This window comes from Streptomyces katrae, from assembly GCF_000717655.1.
Lineage (GTDB): Bacteria > Actinomycetota > Actinomycetes > Streptomycetales > Streptomycetaceae > Streptomyces > Streptomyces katrae_B.
On the sequence record NZ_JNZY01000001.1, the window covers coordinates 145412 to 164797 of the forward strand.

General features: G+C 70.7%; 13 protein-coding genes and 2 pseudogenes. 10 read left to right on the top strand and 5 right to left on the bottom strand.

Translation table 11 applies throughout. The features are described from left to right. The first annotated feature begins 9 nt into the window (after positions 1 to 9). Both mca and IF09_RS0100745 read left to right on the top strand, forming a co-directional pair. The gene (gene mca / locus IF09_RS0100740; protein WP_037633585.1) at positions 10 to 891 is read left to right on the top strand and encodes a mycothiol conjugate amidase Mca; all 882 of its coding nucleotides are present in this window, start codon (positions 10 to 12) and stop codon (positions 889 to 891) included. 2 nt (positions 892 to 893) lie between these two features. Next, positions 894 to 1124, top strand: coding sequence for a hypothetical protein (locus IF09_RS0100745; protein WP_030290865.1), 231 nt, complete (start codon positions 894 to 896; stop codon positions 1122 to 1124). A 106-nt stretch (positions 1125 to 1230) separates the two neighbouring features. Here IF09_RS0100745 and IF09_RS0100750 read toward each other — a convergent pair whose 3' ends face one another. Continuing rightward, positions 1231 to 4470 carry a tetratricopeptide repeat protein gene (locus IF09_RS0100750; RefSeq protein ID WP_030290870.1) on the bottom strand — a complete coding sequence of 1080 codons (3240 nt, stop codon included), beginning with the start codon at positions 4468 to 4470 and terminating at the stop codon, positions 1231 to 1233. A gap of 146 nt (positions 4471 to 4616) precedes the next feature. Here IF09_RS0100750 and IF09_RS0100755 point away from each other — a divergent pair, with 146 nt between their 5' ends. Together IF09_RS0100755 and IF09_RS0100760 are read left to right on the top strand one after the other, a co-directional pair. Further along, complete coding sequence (locus tag IF09_RS0100755) at positions 4617 to 5339, top strand: DUF4344 domain-containing metallopeptidase (protein WP_078612984.1); 723 nt, start codon at positions 4617 to 4619, stop codon at positions 5337 to 5339. Between the two features lie 51 nt (positions 5340 to 5390). Beyond that, on the top strand, positions 5391 to 6011 hold the full coding sequence (locus IF09_RS0100760; protein ID WP_030290874.1) for a hypothetical protein: 621 nt from the start codon (positions 5391 to 5393) through the stop codon (positions 6009 to 6011). Positions 6012 to 6168: 157 nt separating this feature from the next. On the opposite strand, the pseudogene IF09_RS42475 reads toward IF09_RS0100760, so the two are convergent. From IF09_RS42475 to IF09_RS45415, 3 genes and pseudogenes are all read right to left on the bottom strand, one after another. Continuing rightward, a pseudogene (locus tag IF09_RS42475) lies at positions 6169 to 6717 on the bottom strand (transposase family protein). Further along, positions 6714 to 7292, bottom strand: a complete 579-nt coding sequence (locus IF09_RS42480; protein ID WP_234320843.1) for a hypothetical protein — start codon at positions 7290 to 7292, stop codon at positions 6714 to 6716. Before IF09_RS42480 ends, IF09_RS42475 begins: the two are co-directional and overlap by 4 nt. Positions 7293 to 7495: 203 nt before the next feature. Beyond that, positions 7496 to 7963 (bottom strand): hypothetical protein, encoded by a 468-nt coding sequence (locus IF09_RS45415; RefSeq protein WP_158709888.1) that lies wholly within the window; start codon positions 7961 to 7963, stop codon positions 7496 to 7498. Positions 7964 to 8426: 463 nt separating this feature from the next. Between IF09_RS45415 and IF09_RS42485 the strand changes: the two are divergent. The 6 genes and pseudogenes from IF09_RS42485 to IF09_RS0100790 all read left to right on the top strand — a co-directional run bounded on the left by IF09_RS42485 (position 8427) and on the right by IF09_RS0100790 (position 18453). Next, a pseudogene (locus IF09_RS42485) lies at positions 8427 to 9043 on the top strand (transposase family protein). Positions 9044 to 9384: 341 nt separating this feature from the next. Next, positions 9385 to 11439, top strand: a complete 2055-nt coding sequence (locus IF09_RS0100770) for a thioredoxin domain-containing protein (protein WP_030290876.1) — start codon at positions 9385 to 9387, stop codon at positions 11437 to 11439. A gap of 236 nt (positions 11440 to 11675) precedes the next feature. Continuing rightward, the gene (locus tag IF09_RS0100775) at positions 11676 to 13001 is read left to right on the top strand and encodes a glycosyltransferase (protein WP_051831983.1); all 1326 of its coding nucleotides are present in this window, start codon (positions 11676 to 11678) and stop codon (positions 12999 to 13001) included. Beyond that, positions 12998 to 14731, top strand: coding sequence for an ArnT family glycosyltransferase (locus IF09_RS0100780; protein WP_078612986.1), 1734 nt, complete (start codon positions 12998 to 13000; stop codon positions 14729 to 14731). The genes IF09_RS0100775 and IF09_RS0100780 overlap by 4 nt, the downstream gene beginning before the upstream one ends. 6 nt (positions 14732 to 14737) lie before the next feature. Next, on the top strand, positions 14738 to 15961 hold the full coding sequence (locus IF09_RS0100785; protein ID WP_030290881.1) for a glycosyltransferase: 1224 nt from the start codon (positions 14738 to 14740) through the stop codon (positions 15959 to 15961). Between the two features lie 38 nt (positions 15962 to 15999). Continuing rightward, the gene (locus IF09_RS0100790) at positions 16000 to 18453 is read left to right on the top strand and encodes a galactose oxidase-like domain-containing protein (protein WP_030290882.1); all 2454 of its coding nucleotides are present in this window, start codon (positions 16000 to 16002) and stop codon (positions 18451 to 18453) included. 60 nt (positions 18454 to 18513) lie between these two features. Here IF09_RS0100790 and trhA read toward each other — a convergent pair whose 3' ends face one another. After that, positions 18514 to 19194: a PAQR family membrane homeostasis protein TrhA gene (gene trhA, locus IF09_RS0100795; RefSeq protein ID WP_106974969.1), complete on the bottom strand. Its 681-nt coding sequence runs from the start codon at positions 19192 to 19194 to the stop codon at positions 18514 to 18516. Positions 19195 to 19386 lie beyond the last annotated feature (192 nt).

The window sequence follows — 19386 nt, forward strand, 5'->3', positions numbered from 1 at the left end:
GATCCTGTCTTGACCGAGCAGCTTCGACTGATGGCCGTCCATGCCCACCCCGACGACGAGTCGAGCAAGGGCGCGGCCACCATGGCCAAGTACGTGTCCGAGGGGGTTCCCGTGCTCGTGGTGACCTGCACGGGGGGCGAGCGCGGCTCGATCCTCAACCCCAAGCTCCAGGGTGACGAGTACATCGAGAAGAACATCCACGAGGTCCGCGCCAAGGAGATGGACGAGGCGCGCCAGATCCTCGGCATCGACCAGGAGTGGCTGGGCTACGTCGACTCAGGCCTGCCGGAGGGCGACCCGCTGCCCCCGCTGCCCGACGGCTGCTTCGCCCTGGAGGACGTGGACGAGGCGGCCGGCCGCCTCGTGAAGAAGATCCGCGAGTTCCGGCCGCAGGTCATCACCACGTACGACGAGAACGGCGGCTACCCGCACCCCGACCACATCATGACCCACAAGATCTCGATGGTGGCCTTCGACGGCGCGGCCGACACCGAGAAGTACCCGGAGGCCGAGTTCGGCCCCGCTTACCAGCCGCAGAAGCTCTACTACAACCAGGGCTTCAACAAGCCGCGCACCATCGCCCTGCACGAGGCGCTGCTCGCGCGCGGCATGGAGTCCCCGTACGGGGAGTGGCTGGAGCGCTGGAAGGAGTTCGAGCGCACCGAGCGGACGCTGACGACGCACGTGCCGTGCGCCGAGTTCTTCGAGATCCGCGACAAGGCGCTCATCGCGCACGCCACGCAGATCGACCCGGACGGCGGCTGGTTCCGCGTGCCGATGGAGATCCAGAAGGAGGTCTGGCCCACGGAGGAGTACGAGCTCGCCAAGTCGCTCGTCGACACTTCCCTCCCCGAGTCCGACCTCTTCGCGGGCATCCGGGAGAATGCGTAGCCATGAACGCTACGCAGGCAGCACTGACCGAGCTCCTTCCGCTGGCGGGTGACACCTTCGACAAGAACAAGGTGACCCCCGGAGTCCTGGGCTTCATCGTGTTCGCGGCCCTCGCCCTCGCGGTGTGGGGCCTGATGAAGTCGATGAGCCGCCACATGGGCAAGGTCGACTTCCAGGAAGCCCCGGAGGCGGGCGCGGCAGCCGCAGCCCCCGCCGCGGACCGGGCTCCGTAGGGAGCCGTCCCCCGGACATGCGCCGCCGCCCTCCCGCCGGGCGGGTGGGGCGGCGGCTGCGCGTGCCTGCGGTCGGGCCTGCCGCCGGGCCGTACGGCTCAGGCGGTCATACGGCCGCCGGCGAGGCCGGTGGCATCGGGACGCCCATGATCTCCCGAGAGTGCAGGTTCGGGACCAGCGCGAGCCGCCACGCCTGCCAGCCCTCCGCCGGGTCGACGCCCCGCCCCAGCACCACCGCGTAGGTGTCCAGGCTGTCCTCCAGGCGCCCGTCCCGCATCGGATGCGGCGACGCGGCCAGCCGGGCCAGCTCCGCCCGGGCCTCCTCCACGCCCGCGCCCGGGAGCGCGTACGGCAGCAGCGTGCAGCGCAGGAACCGGGCCCAGTCCTCCCCGCGCCGGTCCCCGTACGAGATGAACAGCCGGGCCGCCTCCTCGCACAGCCCCAGAGCCTGCGACGCCCGGCCGTTGCCCGCGTCCACCACCGCCAGTTCCAGGCAGGTCCACGCCTCTCCGTGCGCCAGCCCGATCCGCCGGAAATCCGCCCGCGCATCCACCAGCAGCTGCCGCGCGAACCCGGAGTTCTTCAGGTTCCCCGTCTGCGCCGCCCGCTGGTCGCGCGTCACCCGGCCCGAATGGTGCCGGGCGTGGGCCAGCCCGTACACGTCCCGCATCCGCGAGAACATCGTCCGGGCCCGCTCCAGCTCCCGCACCGCCTGGTCGCGCTCGCCGCCCTCCTCCAGCGCCTGCCCGAGGTAGTACAGCGTCCACGCCTCCCCGCGCGCGTCCTCCTGCTCCCGGTGCCGGGCCAGCGCCTCGCGCAGCCGCTCCACCGCCGGTCCCGGATCCCCGTCCACCACCCGGGCCCGGCCCAGCTGGGTCAGCGCCCAGGCCTGGCCGCGCTCGTCGCGCGTCCGCCCGTACAGCTCGAGGGCCAGCTTCAGCTCCGCCTCCGCCCGCGGAACGTCGCCGAGCCGCAGGTGCACCTGCCCCAGCTGGAAATGCGCCCACGCCTCACCGTGCACGCTCTCGCTCTCCCGGTGCAGGGCCAGCGACTGTTCCAGCAGCTGCATCGCCTCCGCCAGGTGCGCCCGGTCCCGCTCCACCGCCGCCAGCGCGTGCAGCCCCCACGCCCGGTCGCCGGCCAGCTTGTCCGGCTCCTGCAGCACCAGCGCCTCGCGGATGCGGGCCGCGGCCTCCGGCAGCTGCCCCTGGTGGTGCAGCGTGATGCCGAGCGAGATCAGCGCCATGCCCGCGCCCGCGTCCTGCTGCGCCTCGATGTACTGGTCGACCACCGAGGTCAGCGTCGTGCGGGCCTTGTCCAGCTCGCCGAGCTGGCGCGCCGCGATACCCGTACGCCACTGCACCGAGCGGACCATCCGCCCCTGGCCGGGCTCGCCCTGCCGGGCGGCCTCCACCGCCTGCGTCAGCTCGTTGATCTCGCCGAGCCGGTACAGGTCGCCGCGCAGCAGGCAGAAGTCGCACAGCGCGCCCAGCAGGTCCAGCACCGCCTGCTGGTCCACGTCCTCCGAGTGCCGCAGCGCGGCCGTGATGAAGCTCGACTCGTCGTCCAGCCAGCGCAGCGCCGCGTCCAGCGAGGCGAAGCCGTGCCCGCCGAAGTGGTTCGCCCGGGTCGACATCTTCCCGTCGACCATCCGGATCACCGAGTCCGCGAGCTGCGCGTAGTTCCGGATCAGCCGCCCGTGCGCCGCCGAGGCCTCGGCCCGGTCCTCGTCCGCCGCGAGCCGCGCCGCCGCGTACGAGCGCACCGCGTCGTGCATCCGGAACCGCTCCCCGCGCACCGGGTCCAGCAGGCCCGCCTGCGCCAGCTCGCGCAGCAGCCGGCCGGCCGCCGCCTGGTCCGCGTCGATCAGTGCCGCCGCGGCCGACGGGCCGAGCGAGGCCCGCCCGGCCAGCGTGAGCCGCCGCAGCAGCCGGCGCCGCTCCTCGGGCAGGCGCACGTAAGCCAGGCCGAGGGCACCCTCCAGCGCATCGGCGCCACCGGGGCCGTGCGGACCTTCTCCCGGTGCAGCCCCCAGCGGGGCCAGGACGCGCAGGGCCAGCGGGAGCCCGCCGCCGAGCGCGAGCAGCCCCCGCGCATCCTCCTCCTCGTACGGGGCCCCGCCGGCCGCCTCCGCCCCGGCGCGCACCAGCTCCGCGCCCTCCGGCTCCGTCAGCCGCTCCACCGGCAGCTGGTGCACCCACGCCGCCAGGTCCGGCAGCTCCAGCGGCTCCCGCGCCGTCACCAGCACCAGGCTCTCCGACCGCTCCGGGACCAGCATCCGCACCTGCGCCGCATCCACCGCGTCGTCCAGCAGCACCGTCACCGGCAGCCCCTGGAGGTGCTGGTGGTACAGCTCGCCCAGGCGCCGTACCTGCTGCTGCGCCGAGGACCCCTCGCGGAACAGCAGCTGCTCGCGCGGGGCGCCCAGCCGGTTCAGCAGGTGCAGCAGCGCCTCCCGGGTCGACAGCGGCGCCTCCCCGCTGAGCGAGCCGCCCCGCAGGTCCACCACGCAGGCGCCGCGGAACTGGTCCCGCAGCGCGTCCGCGGCCCGCAGCGCCAGGGCCGTGCGGCCCACGCCCGGCTCGCCGTGCAGCACCACGACCACCGGGCGGGTCTCCGTACTGGCCCGGGCCGCCTGCACCCACTGCGCGATCCGCGTCAGCTCCGCCCGCCGGCCCGTGAACAGGGCCCCGGACTGCGGGAGGTGGCCGAAGGACTGCTCCAGCACGCTGCGCCGCCGGGCCTCCGCACTGCGGTCGGTGCCGCGCAGCTGGGGAGTCGTGCTCCGGGAGGGCTGCCGGGGCGCCCGCGCCGCGGCGGCCACCGCGCGCTGCTGCTCCAGGAACGGGCGGATCCCGCGCACCTCCAGCGCGGTCAGCCACTGCAGCCTCAGCTGCTCCGGCCCGCCGGGGCGGCCGCGCACCCCGGCCCGGCGGTTCGCGGCGGGCAGGTGCAGGGCCGTCACCTTGGCGACGGTGGCCGCCGCCCCGGCGATCCCGGTGACGGCCCCGGCGGTCAGGGCCGTGCCCGCCGCCACGCCGAGCGAGAGGTCGGCCCCGACGGCGGCGGCCGCCGCAACCGCCGTCACGAGCAAGGCCGTCGAGGTGTTCCCGCGCCGGAAGGCCTCGCCGAGGGACTCGTCCCCGGCAGCCGCCTCGTCCAGGGCCCGGACGTACGCCTCGTACTCCTGCGCGGCGCTCGCCGCGAGGGCGTCCAGCGCCTCCAGGCCGCGCGCCAGCAGCGCCGCCCTGTCAACCGGTTGCCCCGTCCCGGCAGCCCGCTGGGCCTCCTCGTCCACGGCCCGCTCCCACAGCCGCTCGGCCTCGTCGCGATGGCTGTCCCGCATCGGCATCCCCCTCAAGAGAGCTCCGGCAACGTGCCCCAAGTGTCCGCCGGGACAGCCGCGAGCGCGAGGGAACTTGAGCTAGATCAGAGGGAGTTGGCCCAAGTCCGGTCGCTCGCGTGCATATATGTACGTTCTAGACTGGGCCGGTGAGCCGACGGTGGAAGACCCTCGTACCGTGCGTGTCCGTACTCCTCGCCCTGGCCGGCTGCGGCGCACAGCCCGGGCCCGCGCCACACGGATTCGTACCCCGGTACGAGGAACCGGCGGCGGCCGACCCCGCCCCCGCCCGCTTCCTGCGCGAGCGGCGACTGGCGGAGCGCGCGGCCGACGCCCTCAACGCCTACCTCGACCTCCCGTACCAGGTCACGGTCCTCGCCCGCTCCTGCGCCGGGGAGGGTTCCGGCTACGACCCCGAAACCCGGCGGATCGAGCTCTGCTACGACGACCTGACGGAGGAACGGGAGCTCGTCACGACGGACGGGGAACTGGCCGACGTGATGACCGAGACGCTCTACCACGAAGCCGGCCACGCCCTCGTCGACGCGCTCGACCTGCCGTACGGCGGGGACCGCGCCGAGGAGGACGCCGCCGACCGCTTCGCCGCGCTCATGCTGATCCGCGAGGGCCCGGACGGCGAACGGGCGCTCCGCACCGCCGCCGAGGCCTACGCCCGTACGCCCCCGGACCCCGACGGCGGCCGCGACGAGCACGCACCGCCCGCCGCCCGGGCCGCCGCCCACCTCTGCCTGCTCCACGGCGCGGCCCCCGAGCGCCACGCCGACCTGGCCGACCGCACCCGCGGCTGCACCCCCACCTGGCCCCAGGCCCGCGACGCCTGGACCCACGACCTGGCGCCGCTGCTCAGGTGAGGCGCGGCCGTAGACTCGTGCAAGATCCAACTGAACGACTCCGGGGACCTGGTGACGGTACGAGAGATACGCGCGGCGGCCCGCTTCGTCGGCCGCCGCACCGCCCTGCGCTACCTCGCGCTCGGCGCGGGCGCGGCGCTGCTGTCCGCCTGCACGGGCAAGGACAAGCCCACCACCCCGCCCCCCGCAGCGGCTTCCCCCTCTCCATCGCCCTCCCCTCCGGCACCCACCGCCGCGGCGGCCTCCGGAGTGGTGGGCCGGGCCTTCGCCGAGTTCGTCAAGGGTTCCTGGGAGATCCGCTCGACCCTGTCCGGCGAGAACCGCAAGGACACCGGCCGGGCCGCCGTCCGCCCCGACGGCACCTGGACCATCGTCTGGTCCGGCATCGCCGGCACCTGGACCGGCCGCTGGTCCCTGCATCGCGGCCGCCTGGACCTCCAGGTCCTCTCCGGCCCACAGCACCTCACGGACCCCGACATCGCCACCTCCGTCGCCGAGAAGGTCCCCGACACCGTCAAGGAGGACTCCCTCGCACTCCAGCTGCCCTGGTACCCGATGGGCGCCCAGGACGTGTTCGGCCGCCTGGAGATCGCGTACAACGGCACCGAACTCCGCATCCGCCACATGGACCCCTCCGGCACCATGTCGATCCACATGTGCACCCGCACCTGACCTCCGGCCACGCCGCCTCCCGCTCCCGCCGCCGTCCCGTCGGGTGCGCGAGGAAAGAGGTAGCCCGGATTCAGGGTCACTTCGTCACCGCTCGCGCTTTCCGCCGCTCTCACGCGCTGCCCCGGCTCGGCACGCTGCCACTGAGCCTTTTCCAACCTCACTCTGAGCTGGCCAGGTGCAGGGTGAGGACGGCCGGGACGAGACGCGTGATGCGGGTGGCGGAGCATCGGAGCTTGCGGAGGAGCCGCCAGGATTTGAGGGTGGCGACGGCTTGCTCAACGAGGGCTCAGATCTTCGCGTGGGACCGGTTGACGGCCTGCTGGCCTGTGGAGAGCGTCTCCCATCGGCCGCGGTAGGGAACCCGGACGGCGCCTCCGGCACCCTGGTGTCCCTCGTCCGCCCAGCAGGTGATGTCGGCCTCGCCGAGAGCGCCGAGTATGCCGTGTTCGCGGGCCGCCCGGATGTCCGGATGGCTTCCGCGAGGGTGGGGGCGAGGGCGGCCAGAAGCGCGACGGCCTCGTTGATGTACCGGTAGGCGGTGGTGGTCCCGATGCCGAACCCGGCGGCGAGTTGAGCATAGGTGTAGCCGTTGCGCAGATGAGCGACGGTGAGCAGGGCCTTGCCGGCCCGCGCTCAGGCGCCGCCAACGGGTACCGAGCTCCCGGCGGTGCCGACCAGCTCGGCGGACAAGAAGCGCGGGGATCAGCTCACCTCACGAGCTTTTCGGCAATCGCGCTCTTCAGATCTCGAATAACGACTACGCCGAGCGCGCCAAAAGCTCCAGATTGTGTGACCCACCATGGCAAGCGCAGCCACAACCGCAATGACGCGAATCACCGTCCAGAGATTGACGATAATCGAATCCAGCCCCCGTGCCTCGTCAGCCAAGCGCATAGACATCTCATAATAGGCCACGAGTGGGATGAGCAGCCGAAAGAAGAGGCCGCCAACACCTGGCACTCGTGCGACGTTACCCAAGAACCCAAGAGGTGCCCCGAATGCAAACGCGAAAAATGCCCACGCTTCGATCTTAGAGGACGTTCCTCCACTTGAGACGCCGGTCGCCATTCCGTCCTGACCGACAGAACCCCAATCTTTCGAAATATAGTAAGCGACTACACCGATAGCCAACCCAAAAGAAGCCAGTATGGTTGATTCGATTTTTGATTGCCGAAAATATCCCACCAGAAATGCAAAACAGGCCCACGACCACCCACTGGAGAAGATAACACCCACAACCACACCAACGGGGCTACCCGACTTTTCAGCAAAAGGACCCACCAGCCCAAGTAGCAGGCCAGCCCCTAGCGGCAACGCCAGGGATACAGCGCGAGCGAGCGAAAGGTCTTTGATATCCCTCTCTCCTATCCATTCGGAAAATATGCAGGGACGGCACAACTCTGGGCCCACACGATTCCTCGTGCAGGCCCCGAGTCGCACACTAGCTGCCCCAGTTGGGACGGCTTGAACCCGCGCCGCGGGAACTAGGCGTTGGAGTAGTAGCTGTAGCACGTGTACTGCAGGCCCGAATATGCATACGCATAGGAGGTTCCACCTGCACCCACCCAGCCGCTGGAGTAGTCCACGTTCTTTACACGCACTGTGGATTTATGTTCCACACTTGCCATGTAGTTTGAGTAGCACTTCTTTCCAGGATCGACCTTGTCCCATCCGTAGCACCAGGTGCCGCGAGTGACGTTTTGGCAGGTATTTGCCAGCGGCTGAAAAGAACTCGTCGACGCATTGACTTCGATCTTTACCACACCCCATTCAGAGGGGTTTCCCAGCTCTGCGGGCGGCTTCACTCCGTCGCCGCGCTTGTGGATGACGGGCTGCCCGACCTTGAGACCGGCGGTCGCGTCAAGGCCAGCGTCGCCCGTAACGGTGCCAACCTGAGCACCACCTGCGGCTGCTGGGGTGGAAATGCCAAAGACTGCGAGTACCACGCTCACGAAGCCGAAAGTTATCGCTCTTCCGAAATTCCTCATGCTACATCCCCCTCCTAGGATCCCCATGTGGGAGTTCCAGGAGCATCCTCAGCCAGGGAATAACGGCAGTCAATCTCATTAAGCATCGCTGCAGAGCACTTTGGCTGGTTTGTCGACTCGATCCAGTGCAAGCTGTACCATTTCCCACGGTTTGCAGCGAACCGATTCCCCAAGTCTCGCCGGTAGGCACTGCAGCAGATGGCTTGATCTGTGTGCACCTGCTTAACGTCACGCCTTCATGAAGCAGGCTGTCCGACAGGTGGTCAGGTAAGCGAAAAATGCCCCTGACCAGCAAGAATGAGGATTGTCGAGGTTCTTGAGCCTTTTCCAACCTGTCGGCAGGATGCGGTGGTTGGGCTGACAACGTAGCGAAGCCCCTGGTAGATGGTTTTCGACCAAGAAGAACCGTCTCCACCAAGGGCTTCGTGTGCTTGTCTACCCCTCCCGAGTGGACCTCTCCAGCTCTGTCCTGCGCTTCCTCACCACTTGCCTGAGAGAACACCGCCGGCTGCTCGGCACCCGATGGCGGCGCCTGAGTGCCGGCCGGCAGGCCCTGCTCGCCCTTGCCCACCTCCGCAACGGCCCCCCGACGCCCAACTCGCGGCCGCGTTCGGCATCGGCACCACCACCGCCTACCGCTACATCACCGAAGCGCGTACGTCCTGCTGGATGGCAGGCTCCCGCCGTCGACCGGATCGCCGCCGACCGACCCTTCTACTCCGGCAAGCTCAAGAAACACGGAATGAATGTGCAGGTCATCGCCGAACCTTCCGGACGTCTGTTGTGGGCATCTCCCGCCCTTCACGGAGCCGTCCACGACGTCCGCGCTGCTCGCGAGAACGGCATCATCGATGCTCTTGCCGAGGCCAGCGTCCCGTGCTGGGCCGACAAGGCGTACCGCGGAGCCGGCGGCACGGTCCGTGTCCCTTGGCCGTCGCCACCCTCAAGTCCTGGCGACTGCTGCGCAAGCTGCGATGCTCGACCACTCGCATCACGAGCCTCGTCCAGGCTGTCCTCTGCCTGCATCAGGCCAGCTCAGACTGAAGATGGAAAAGGCTCACTGTGGGCCGATCGAGTGACGGCCCCATGCGCTTGTGCAACCCCCTGGAGGGGGAGGGTGGATCGGAAGTTCCCGCGCGTGCCCGCCGGCGACCCTGGTCCTAGCTCGGGGAACACGCCCTGGGCACGGCTCCAATTTTGGACGGCCGACCCCTGCGGTTACTGGGCAAGACCCTGTTTGAACCCTGGAGAAAGACCCCGTCAAGGGGTTGATCGGCTCTGAGTCCCGCATGAGGCCGTCGCGCACTGAGTCGGGCCTTCTCCGACCCGTGCGCTGCCCTGTGGCGCATGGGCGGGGCGGAGGCCGGGTGCGCGAGGATGGCTCCATGCCGAACCGCCTCGCGAACGAGACCTCGCCGTATCTGCTCCAGCACGCAGACAACCCCGTCGACTGGTGGCCCTGGTCGCCGGAGGCCTTCGCGGAGGCGCGGGAGCGGGGGCTCCCCGTGATGCTCAGCGTCGGGTACAGCAGCTGCCACTGGTGCCATGTCATGGCGCACGAGTCCTTCGAGGACGAGCTGGCCGCCGCCTACATGAACGAGCACTTCGTCAACATCAAGGTGGACCGCGAGGAGCGGCCCGACGTCGATGCCGTCTACATGGAAGCCGTGCAGGCGGCCACCGGGCAGGGTGGGTGGCCCATGACCGTGTTCCTCACCCCCGACGCCGAGCCCTTCTACTTCGGGACCTACTTCCCGCCCGAGCCCCGGCACGGGATGCCCTCCTTCATGCAGGTGCTCGAGGGCGTGCGGACCGCGTGGGCCGGGCGGCCCGAGGAGGTGGCCGAGGTTGCGCAGCGGATCGTGCGGGACCTCGCCGGGCGGCAGTTGGACTACGGCAAGGCCGGTGCCCCCGGCGCCGAGGAGCTGGCGCAGGCGCTGCTCGGGCTGACCCGCGAGTACGACGCCGTGCGCGGCGGCTTCGGCGGGGCGCCGAAGTTCCCCCCGTCCATGGTCCTGGAGTTCCTGCTGCGCCACCACGCGCGCACCGGGGGCGAGGGGGCGCTGCAGATGGCCGCCGACACCTGTGAGGCCATGGCCCGCGGCGGGATCTACGACCAGTTGGGGGGTGGGTTCGCCCGGTACTCCGTCGACCGGGAGTGGGTCGTGCCCCATTTCGAAAAGATGCTGTACGACAATGCGCTGTTGTGCCGGGTGTACGCGCATCTCTGGCGGGCCACCGGCTCCGGCCTCGCCCGGCGCGTCGCGCTCGAGACCGCCGACTTCATGGTGCGCGACCTGCGCACCGCCGAGGGCGGCTTCGCCTCCGCGCTCGACGCGGACAGCGAGGATCCGCTGACCGGCAAGCATGCGGAGGGCGCGTACTACGCCTGGACACCCGCCCAGTTGGACGAGGTGCTCGGCGAGGACGACGGGGCCCTGGCCGCCGCGTACTTCGGGGTCACGCAGGAGGGCACCTTCGAGCACGGCGCGTCGGTGCTCCAGCTGCCGCAGGACGGGCCCGTCGTGGACGCCGGCGTGATCGCCGGGATCAGGGAGCGGCTGCTGGCGGCGCGCGCCGGGCGGCCCGCGCCCGGGCGGGACGACAAGGTCGTGGCCGCCTGGAACGGCCTGGCGATCGCGGCCCTCGCCGAGTGCGGGGCGTACTTCGACCGGCCGGACCTGGTGGAGCGGGCGACCGAGGCCGCGGACCTCCTCGTCCGGGTGCACATGGACGGCCGGGCGCGGCTGGCCCGGACCAGCAAGGACGGGCGCGTCGGCGCCAACGCCGGGGTGCTGGAGGACTACGGGGACGTCGCCGAGGGCTTCCTCGCGCTGGCGGCCGTGACCGGCGAGGGGGTCTGGCTGGAGTTCGCCGGGTTCCTCGTCGACCTGGTCCTGGACCGGTTCACGGCCGAGGACGGCTCCCTCTACGACACCGCGCACGACGCCGAGCAGCTCATCCGCCGGCCCCAGGACCCGACCGACACCGCGGCCCCGTCCGGCTGGACGGCCGCGGCCGGCGCGCTCCTCTCGTACGCGGCGCACACCGGCTCGCAGGCACACCGCACGGCGGCCGAGCGGGCGCTGGGGGTGGTGCACGCGCTGGGTCCGCGCGTGCCGCGCTTCATCGGGCACGGGCTCGCGGTGGCGGAGGCGTTGCTCGACGGTCCGCGCGAGGTGGCGGTGGTGGGGCATCCGGACGATCCGGCTCTGGCCGGGCTGCACCGGACGGCGTTGCTGGGGACGGCTCCCGGGGCTGTGGTGGCGGTCGGTCTGCCGCGGGCGGCGGACGGCAGCGGGGGCGAGTTCCCCCTCCTGGCCGAGCGCACACTCGTGCACGACCTTCCCACGGCGTATGTGTGTCGACATTTCGTCTGCGCGCGGCCTACGACAGACCCGGTCGAGCTTGCGGAGCAGTTGGGCGCGGTTCATCCCTGAATCTGTCGGAGTGCCGTCAATTCCGGTTACCTGTGGGCAAGTTCGGAAACGCATTTTTAACTGCGCAGCGCCTGAGTTTCATTTTTGCTGCCTAGTCTCGTGTCTTCGGGAGTCGCTGGGGAGTTGCCGGAACAGCGCACTGGGGGGTGCGCCCGAGGGGGAAGCAGGGGCGGGCGGGCCGGGGGGCCCGCCTTGATCCCCTGGGGGGTTTGCCGATTGCCGCCGGGTGTCGCGGCATGTCTGTGGGGGACGTTTTGTACACCTCTGTCGTCATATCCATGATTTCGTTTGCGCTCTTCTGGATGGCCGCGTTCACGCTGTGGTGGCAGATGCACGCGTGGCGCACGCCCGAGACGCTCGCCTCCACCCGGTTCGACCGGCCCGACGGCGAGGGCCGGCTGGCCTTCTCGCTCCTCCTGCCGGCGCGGCACGAGCAGGCGGTCCTGCAGCACACGATCGAGCGGCTGCTCGAATCGAGCCACACCGACTACGAGATCATCGTCATCGTCGGGCACGACGACCCGGAGACGGCCGCCGTCGCCGGGGCAGCCGCCGCCAAGGCGCCCGAGCGCGTACGGGTCGTCGTCGACCACCACGAGACGAAGAACAAGCCGAAGGCGCTCAACACCGCCCTCCCGCACTGCCGGGGCGACATCGTCGGGGTCTTCGACGCCGAGGACCAGGTCCACCCGGAGCTGCTCGCCCACGTCGACCACGCGTTCCGCTCCACCGCGGCCGACGTGGTCCAGGGCGGGGTCCAGCTCATCAACTTCCACTCGAGCTGGTACAGCCTGCGCAACTGCCTGGAGTACTTCTTCTGGTTCCGCTCCCGGCTGCACCTGCACGCCGAGAAGGGGTTCATCCCGCTCGGCGGCAACACCGTCTTCGTCCGCACCGAGGTGCTCCGCGAGGCCGGCGGCTGGGACCAGAACTGCCTGGCCGAGGACTGCGACCTGGGCGTACGGCTCTCCTCGGTCGGCAAGAAGGTGGTCGTCGCGTACGACTCCGACATGGTCACCCGTGAGGAGACGCCCGGCTCGCTGATGAGCCTGCTGAAGCAGCGCACCCGCTGGAACCAGGGCTTCCTCCAGGTCTACCGGAAGAAGGACTGGCAGCAGCTGCCCGGCCGCGGCCAGCGCTGGCTGGCCCGCTACACGCTGATGACGCCGTTCATGCAGGCCGCGTCCGGGGTGATCATCCCGGTGAACTTCGCCGTCGCGGTCTTCCTCGACGTGCCGGTCGGCGTCGCGATCATCACCTTCCTGCCGATGATCACGGCGATGGTGACGTTCGTGTTCGAGATCGTCGGCCTGCACGACTTCGGCCGACAGTACGGCCTGCGCGTCCGCTTCGTGCACTACCTCAAACTCATCGTCGGCGGTCCGTTCTACCAGGTGATGCTGGCGGGCGCCGCGATCCGTGCGGTCTGGCGCGAGCAGCGCGGCCGCAACGAGTGGGAGCTGACCAGCCACACCGGCGCCCACCTCGCTCCGATCAGCGCCACCGCCGCGGCCTCCGCCGCCGGCGCGTCCACCGCGATCCGAGAGGACAGCCACCAGTGACCGCCACCCTGCCCACGGCCACTGATCCCCAGTCCGGCGCCGCGACGACCACCGCCACGGCCTCCGCCGCCACGACCGTCGCCGAGCCCCGCGTCCCCGCCCAGCGCGGCCCGAGCAGCCCCGGCGGCCGCGGCAGCCGCGGCGGCCTCGGGGTGCGGCCGCCCGCCCCGGCCCACCCCCTCGTCCGCTTCCGCTCCTCCCGCCCCGACCTGCTGCTCTGCGGGGTGGTCCTGCTCGCGATCGTCCTCGTCCAGGGCTGGAACATCACGCACTTCCCGACCCTGAGCGACGACGAGGGCACGTACCTCGCCCAGGCATGGGCCGTCCAGCAGGGAGACGGCCTCGCGCACTACACGTACTGGTACGACCATCCGCCGCTGGGGTGGATACAGATAGCCGGCCTGACGTACCTGCCCTCCCTGTTCGTGCCCGACTGGATGACCGTCGCGCCGATGCGCTTCTCGATGCTCGCCGTCTCCGCCGTCAGCTCCGTGCTGATCTACGTCCTCGCGCGCCGGCTGTGGCTGCCGCGCTGGGCGGCCGGACTGGCGATGGCCCTCTTCGGGTTCTCCCCGCTCTCCGTCGTGCTCCAGCGGGAGATCTTCCTCGACAACCTCGCCGTGATGTGGATGCTGCTGGCCTTCTGCCTGGCCGCGTCCCCCAGCCGCCACCTGTGGCACCACTTCGGGTCCGGACTCGCGGCCGCCACCGCCGTCCTGACCAAGGAGACGATGCTGGTGGTGCTGCCGGCGCTGCTGGTGACGATGTGGCGCCACAGCCACCGCGACACCCGCAAGTTCGCCCTCACCGGCGCCATCACGGCCTGCGCGCTCATCGGGCTCTCGTACCCGCTGTACGCGCTGCTCAACAGCGAGCTGCTGCCCGGCGCCGGGCACGTCTCGCTGATCGACGGCATCACGTACCAGATGAGCCGCCCGGGCTCGGGCTTCATCCTCACCCCCGGCTCCGGTTCGAACGGGGTGTTCCGGTCCTGGCTGTACTACGACACCGTCCTGCCGCTCGGCGGACTTGCCGGGGCGCTCCTCCTGATCCTCACCGTCCGGTGGTCGGTCACCGCCCGTGCGCTCGCCGGCCCGGCGCTCGCTGCCGTCATCCTCGCGGCCGTCGCCCTGCGGCCGTCCGGCTACCTGCCGGCGATGTACGTGATCCAGGCGCTGCCGTTCCTCGCGCTGGTCCTCGCCGGGGGCGCGGCCAGCGTCACGCACGCCGTGCTGCGCCGCCGCCGTAGGCCGGGGGAGCGCCGGTCCATGACGTACGGGCGCCGGGCGCTGGTCGGCGTACTCGCCGCGGCCGCCGCGGTGTACGTGCTGCCGCGCTGGTACGACGGCAACCGCACCGCGCTGACGGCCGACGCGAACGCCCCGTACCGGCAGGCGGCCGCCTGGCTGGGCCGGGAGGTGCCCGACCCGGGGCGCACCCGGATCCTGGTCGACGACGCGCTCTGGCTGGACGCCGTCCACCACGGTTTCGAGCCCGGGCCCGGCGCCATCTGGTTCTACAAGGCCGATCTGGACCCGGCCGTCACCAAGACGCTGCCGCGCGGCTGGCGGGACATCGACTACGTGGTCTCCTCGCCCACCGTCCGCCGGGACGCGGTGGACCTGCCCAACGTGAAGGCCGCGCTGGAACATTCAACCGCGGTGGCCGTCTTCGGCTCAGGCGAGGACCGCATCGAGATCCGCAGGACCGACCGAGTCGACGGGAGCTGATCGGCCATGAGCGAGGACCTGTGGACCCCGCATGCCCTCAGCAAAGCGGAATTTCCTGTTCCGGAGGAGGGGGAGGAGGAGGCGGGCAGCGTCACCCTCATCATCCCGACCTTCAACGAGGCGGGGAACATCGGCGAGTTGCTGAGCCGGCTCGCCGACTCGCTCCCCGCCCACCTGCCCTGCGAGGTGCTGTTCGTGGACGACTCCACGGACGACACCCCGGCCGTCATCGAGAAGGCCGCGCTCGACCTGCCCTTCCCGGTGTCCGTCCTGCACCGGGAGCGGGCGGTCGGGGGCCTGGGCGGCGCCGTCGTCGAGGGCGTGGAGCGGGCGGACACCGACTGGATCGTGGTCATGGACGCCGACCTCCAGCACCCGCCGCACCTGGTGCCCGAGCTCGTCGGCGAGGGCGAACGCACCGGCGCCGACCTCGTGGTCGCCTCCCGCTACATCCCCGGAGGCAGCCGGGCCGGGCTCGCCGGGAGCTACCGCATCGCCGTCTCGCGCGGCGCCACCTGGCTCACCAAGGGGCTGTTCCCCCGCGCCCTGCGCGGGATCAGCGACCCGATGAGCGGCTTCTTCGCCATGCGCCGCGCGGCGGTCACCGCGGACGCCCTCAAACCCCTCGGCTACAAGATCCTGCTGGAACTGGCGGTGCGCTGCCGCCCCGCCGAGGTCGCCGAGGTGCCGTTCGTCTTCCAGGACCGCTACTGCGGCGAGTCCAAGTCGAGCGCCCGCGAGGGGATGCGGTTCCTGGCCCACCTGGCCACGCTGCGCTCGGCGACCCCGCTGGCCCGGATGATCGGCTTCGGGCTGATCGGGCTCTCCGGCTTCGTCCCGAACCTCCTGGCCCTGTGGCTGCTGACGCACGCCGGGATGCACTACCTCCCGGCCGAGATCGCCGCCAACCAGGCCGGGGTGCTCTGGAACTTCGCCCTCATCGAGACCCTGCTCTTCCGTGACCGGCGCCGCCACCGCCACTGGGCGGACCGGATCGGCCGCTTCGCCGTGCTGGCCAATGCCGACCTGCTGCTGCGCATCCCGCTGATCGCCCTGTTCGTCGGCAGATTCGGCATGGAGGTGCTGTCCGCCACCGCCCTCGCCCTGGTCGCCACGTTCGTCCTGCGGTTCGCGGCCACCGAGGCCCTCGTCTACCTGCCGCGCAAGGCTCGTACGCGTGCACAAACGCATGCACGCACGCGTCGTACGGCACGCACCACCAGGAGCTGAGCCGCACCGAACCGCACAGAACAGAAGGGAACTCGTCCATGCCAGCGAACATCCGGCGGAAGGCCGGGCGGCGCGCCGCCCTGCTGGCCGTCGGGGCGATGACCGCGGGTCTGCTGCTCACCGCACCGCAGCAGGCCACGGCCGGACCGCCCAATCTGCTCACCAATTCCGGTTTCGAGACCGCCGGCGCCCCCGGCGACGACATGCCCTCCTGCTGGGAGAAGTCCGGCTGGGGCGACAACGACTTCAGCTACGCCACCGTCGCCGACGCGCACAGCGGCACCAAGGCCATGAAGGTCTCGCTGACCCGCCGCCTCAGCGGTGACCGCAAGGCGCTGGTCACGGAGAACACCACCTGTGCCCCGACCGTGGTGCCGGGCAGGCAGTACGACCTGTCCGCCTGGTACAAGTCGAACACCCCGGACGTGTCGGTGACCGTGTTCCGCCACGACACCACCGCGGGCTGGCAGTACTGGACCGACCTGCAGAATCCTCCGGTCAGCGCCGGCTGGGCGCGTACGGAGGTCCGTACGCCCGCCGTTCCGCCCGGTACCGACAAGATCACGTGGGGGCTGTCGGTCTACGGGGTGGGCACGCTCACCACCGACGACTACGCGCTCGAGGAGGTCGGCGCGGCCCCGCCGCAGCCGGGGTGCACGGGCACGGCCGAGCAGTGTGCCAAGGGCAAGTGGGAGGTGATCCCGGCCAAGAACCCGGTGCGCTCGATGCACGCCGTCGTCCTGAATGGGGGCACCTCCCAGGCCGGAGGCTCTGGGGGAGGCAAGGTGCTGCTGATCGCGGGCTCGGGCAACGACATCGCCCAGTTCAACGCCGGCACGTTCACCTCGGCCGTGTACGACCCGGCGAACGGGTCCTTCAAGACGATCCCGACGCCGGTGGACATGTTCTGCGCGGGGCACGTGCAGCTGTCGGACGGCCGGGTGCTCGTGATGAGCGGCAACAAGGGGTACCCGTCCGCCGACGGCAAGATCGGCTACCAGGGGCTGAAGGACAGTTACGTCTTCGACCCCGCCACCGAGGCGTACACGAGGACCAACGACATGAACGGCGGGCACTGGTACCCGTCGGCGACGATCCTCGGCAACGGCGACGTGATCTCCTTCGGCGGTCTGAAGGAGGACTCGACGGGCAACGTGACCGCGGAGAAGTTCTCGGCGGCGCAGGGCAAGTGGCTCCCGATGAACGAGGTCAACCAGACCTGGTCGTACTGGGGCCTGTACCCGTCGATGATCCTGATGCAGGACGGGCGGCTCTTCTACTCGGGCAGCCACACCTTCGGCAACGGCACGCAGGGCAGCGGCGCGTCGCTCTACGACTACAACGCCAACACGATCACGGACGTGCCCGGGCTGCGCAAGAAGGACGAGCGCGACGAGTCGGCGAGCGTGCTGCTCCCGCCCGCGCAGGACCAGCGGGTCCTGACGATCGGCGGCGGCAACAACGAGTCGAACCCGGCGGCCCACCGGCTCACCGAGCTGATCGACCTGAAGGCGCCGAGCCCCGCGTACACCGCGGGTCCTGATCTGCCGCAGGGCCTCGTCGACGTGGGCGGCGTCAAGCGGGCGCAGACCGGGGCCGAGGGCAAGATGTACGTGTCGGCGGTGCTGCTGCCGGACGGCAAGGTCCTGGAGACCGGCGGCGGGCTGCACGACCGGGCCGACCCGGTGTACGAGGCCTCGTTCTTCGACCCGGTGACCAACACCTACAAGGCCGGGCTGCCGGCCGACCCGATCCCGCGGACGTACCACTCGGGCGCCTTCCTGCTGCCCGACGGGCGGGTCATGACGGTCGGCGACAACCCGGGCAACGGCACGTACAACAACAACGTGTCGATCTACACCCCGCCGTACCTGTTCAAGGGCGCGCGCCCGAAGCTCACCTCGGTGATCGACACGCAGTGGGTGTACGGGGACACGCAGCGGATCACCGTCGACCGGCCGATCGCCAAGGCGGAGCTGATCCGTCCGGCGGCGGTCACGCACTCCTCGGACCCGAACCAGCGGTTCGTGGACCTGCCGATGTCGGTGGTCGACAACACGACCATCGACCTGAACGTCACCAGCAACCCGAACCTGGCCCCGCCGGGCTGGTACATGCTCTTCGGCGTCGACGCGAACGGCATCCCGTCGGTGGCGACCTGGGTGCACCTGGGCGGCCCGTCGGCGCTCGCGGCCACGGCGGAGGCCCCGTCGCCGCACGTCCACGACTTCGCGGACGCGCCGCAGGCGGCCCCCAAGCAGAACCCCGGCAAGCGGGACTCGGTGCCCGTCGCGCCGAGCGTCGCCGGCTGCGACCGGCACTACGGCACGGTCAGCCAGTGCGTCCCGGCGAACTTCCCGGCGGAGGTGAAGGCGACGACGAAGGCCCGCTGCGACTGGCTGGCCTCCCACCAGTACCCCCGGCGCATGAAGGTCAACGGCAGCGACCCGCTGCGCCTGGACCCGGACGGCGACGGCTACGCCTGCACGTAGCCGCCCCGGCAGAACGGAGCCCCGCCGCGCACCGCGGCGGGGCTCCACCGGTTCGACCCCCTAGTGCTGGTAGGCCGCCAGCGAGATGCCGACGTAGTGGGCCACGAAGGCGGCCAGCGTCAGCGAGTGGAAGACCTCGTGGAAGCCGAAGAAGCGGGGGGAGGGGTTCGGGCGCTTCATGCCGTAGATCACGCCGCCCACGCTGTAGAGGAGCCCGCCGACGATCACCAGGACCAGGACGGCGATGCCGCCGGTGCGCATGAAGTCGGGGAGGAAGAAGACCGCCGCCCAGCCCATCGCTATGTAGCAGGGGGTGTAGAGCCAGCGCGGGGCGCCGACCCAGAAGACCCGGAAGGCGATGCCGGCCGCGGCCGCGATCCAGACCGCCCACAGGAGCGTCCGTCCGGTGGAGGGCGGGAGCAGGAGCACCGTCAGCGGGGTATAGGTCCCTGCGATGATCAGAAAAATGTTGGCGTGGTCGAGACGCCGCAGGATGGCTTCACCCCGGGGGCCCCAGGTGCCGCGGTGGTACACCGCGCTGACGCCGAACAGCAGGCAGGCCGTGAGGACGTACACCCCGCACGCCACCCGGGCCCGGGTCGATTCGGTGAAGGCCATCAGTGCCAGGCCCGCGATGACGACGGCAGGGAACATCCCGGTGTGCAGCCAGCCGCGCATCAGCGGCTTGGCTTCCGGTGCCTCGGAGGCGTCGGGTACGGCCGGTACGGCGTCGACCGGCATGGCGGCGGCGTCAGAACTCATGGCCGCCATGCTACCTACGGGTCCGTAGGTTTCCGTTGGTGCGCTTTACGGAAGATTGACGGGAGTGGCGATGCTCACGTGAGAGGCCCCCTGGACATATGCGCACATCCACCGGATGATCAGATGAGTGCGGTCGGCACCGGATGAGCGGAGCGCGAAGCGTCCGGGTCG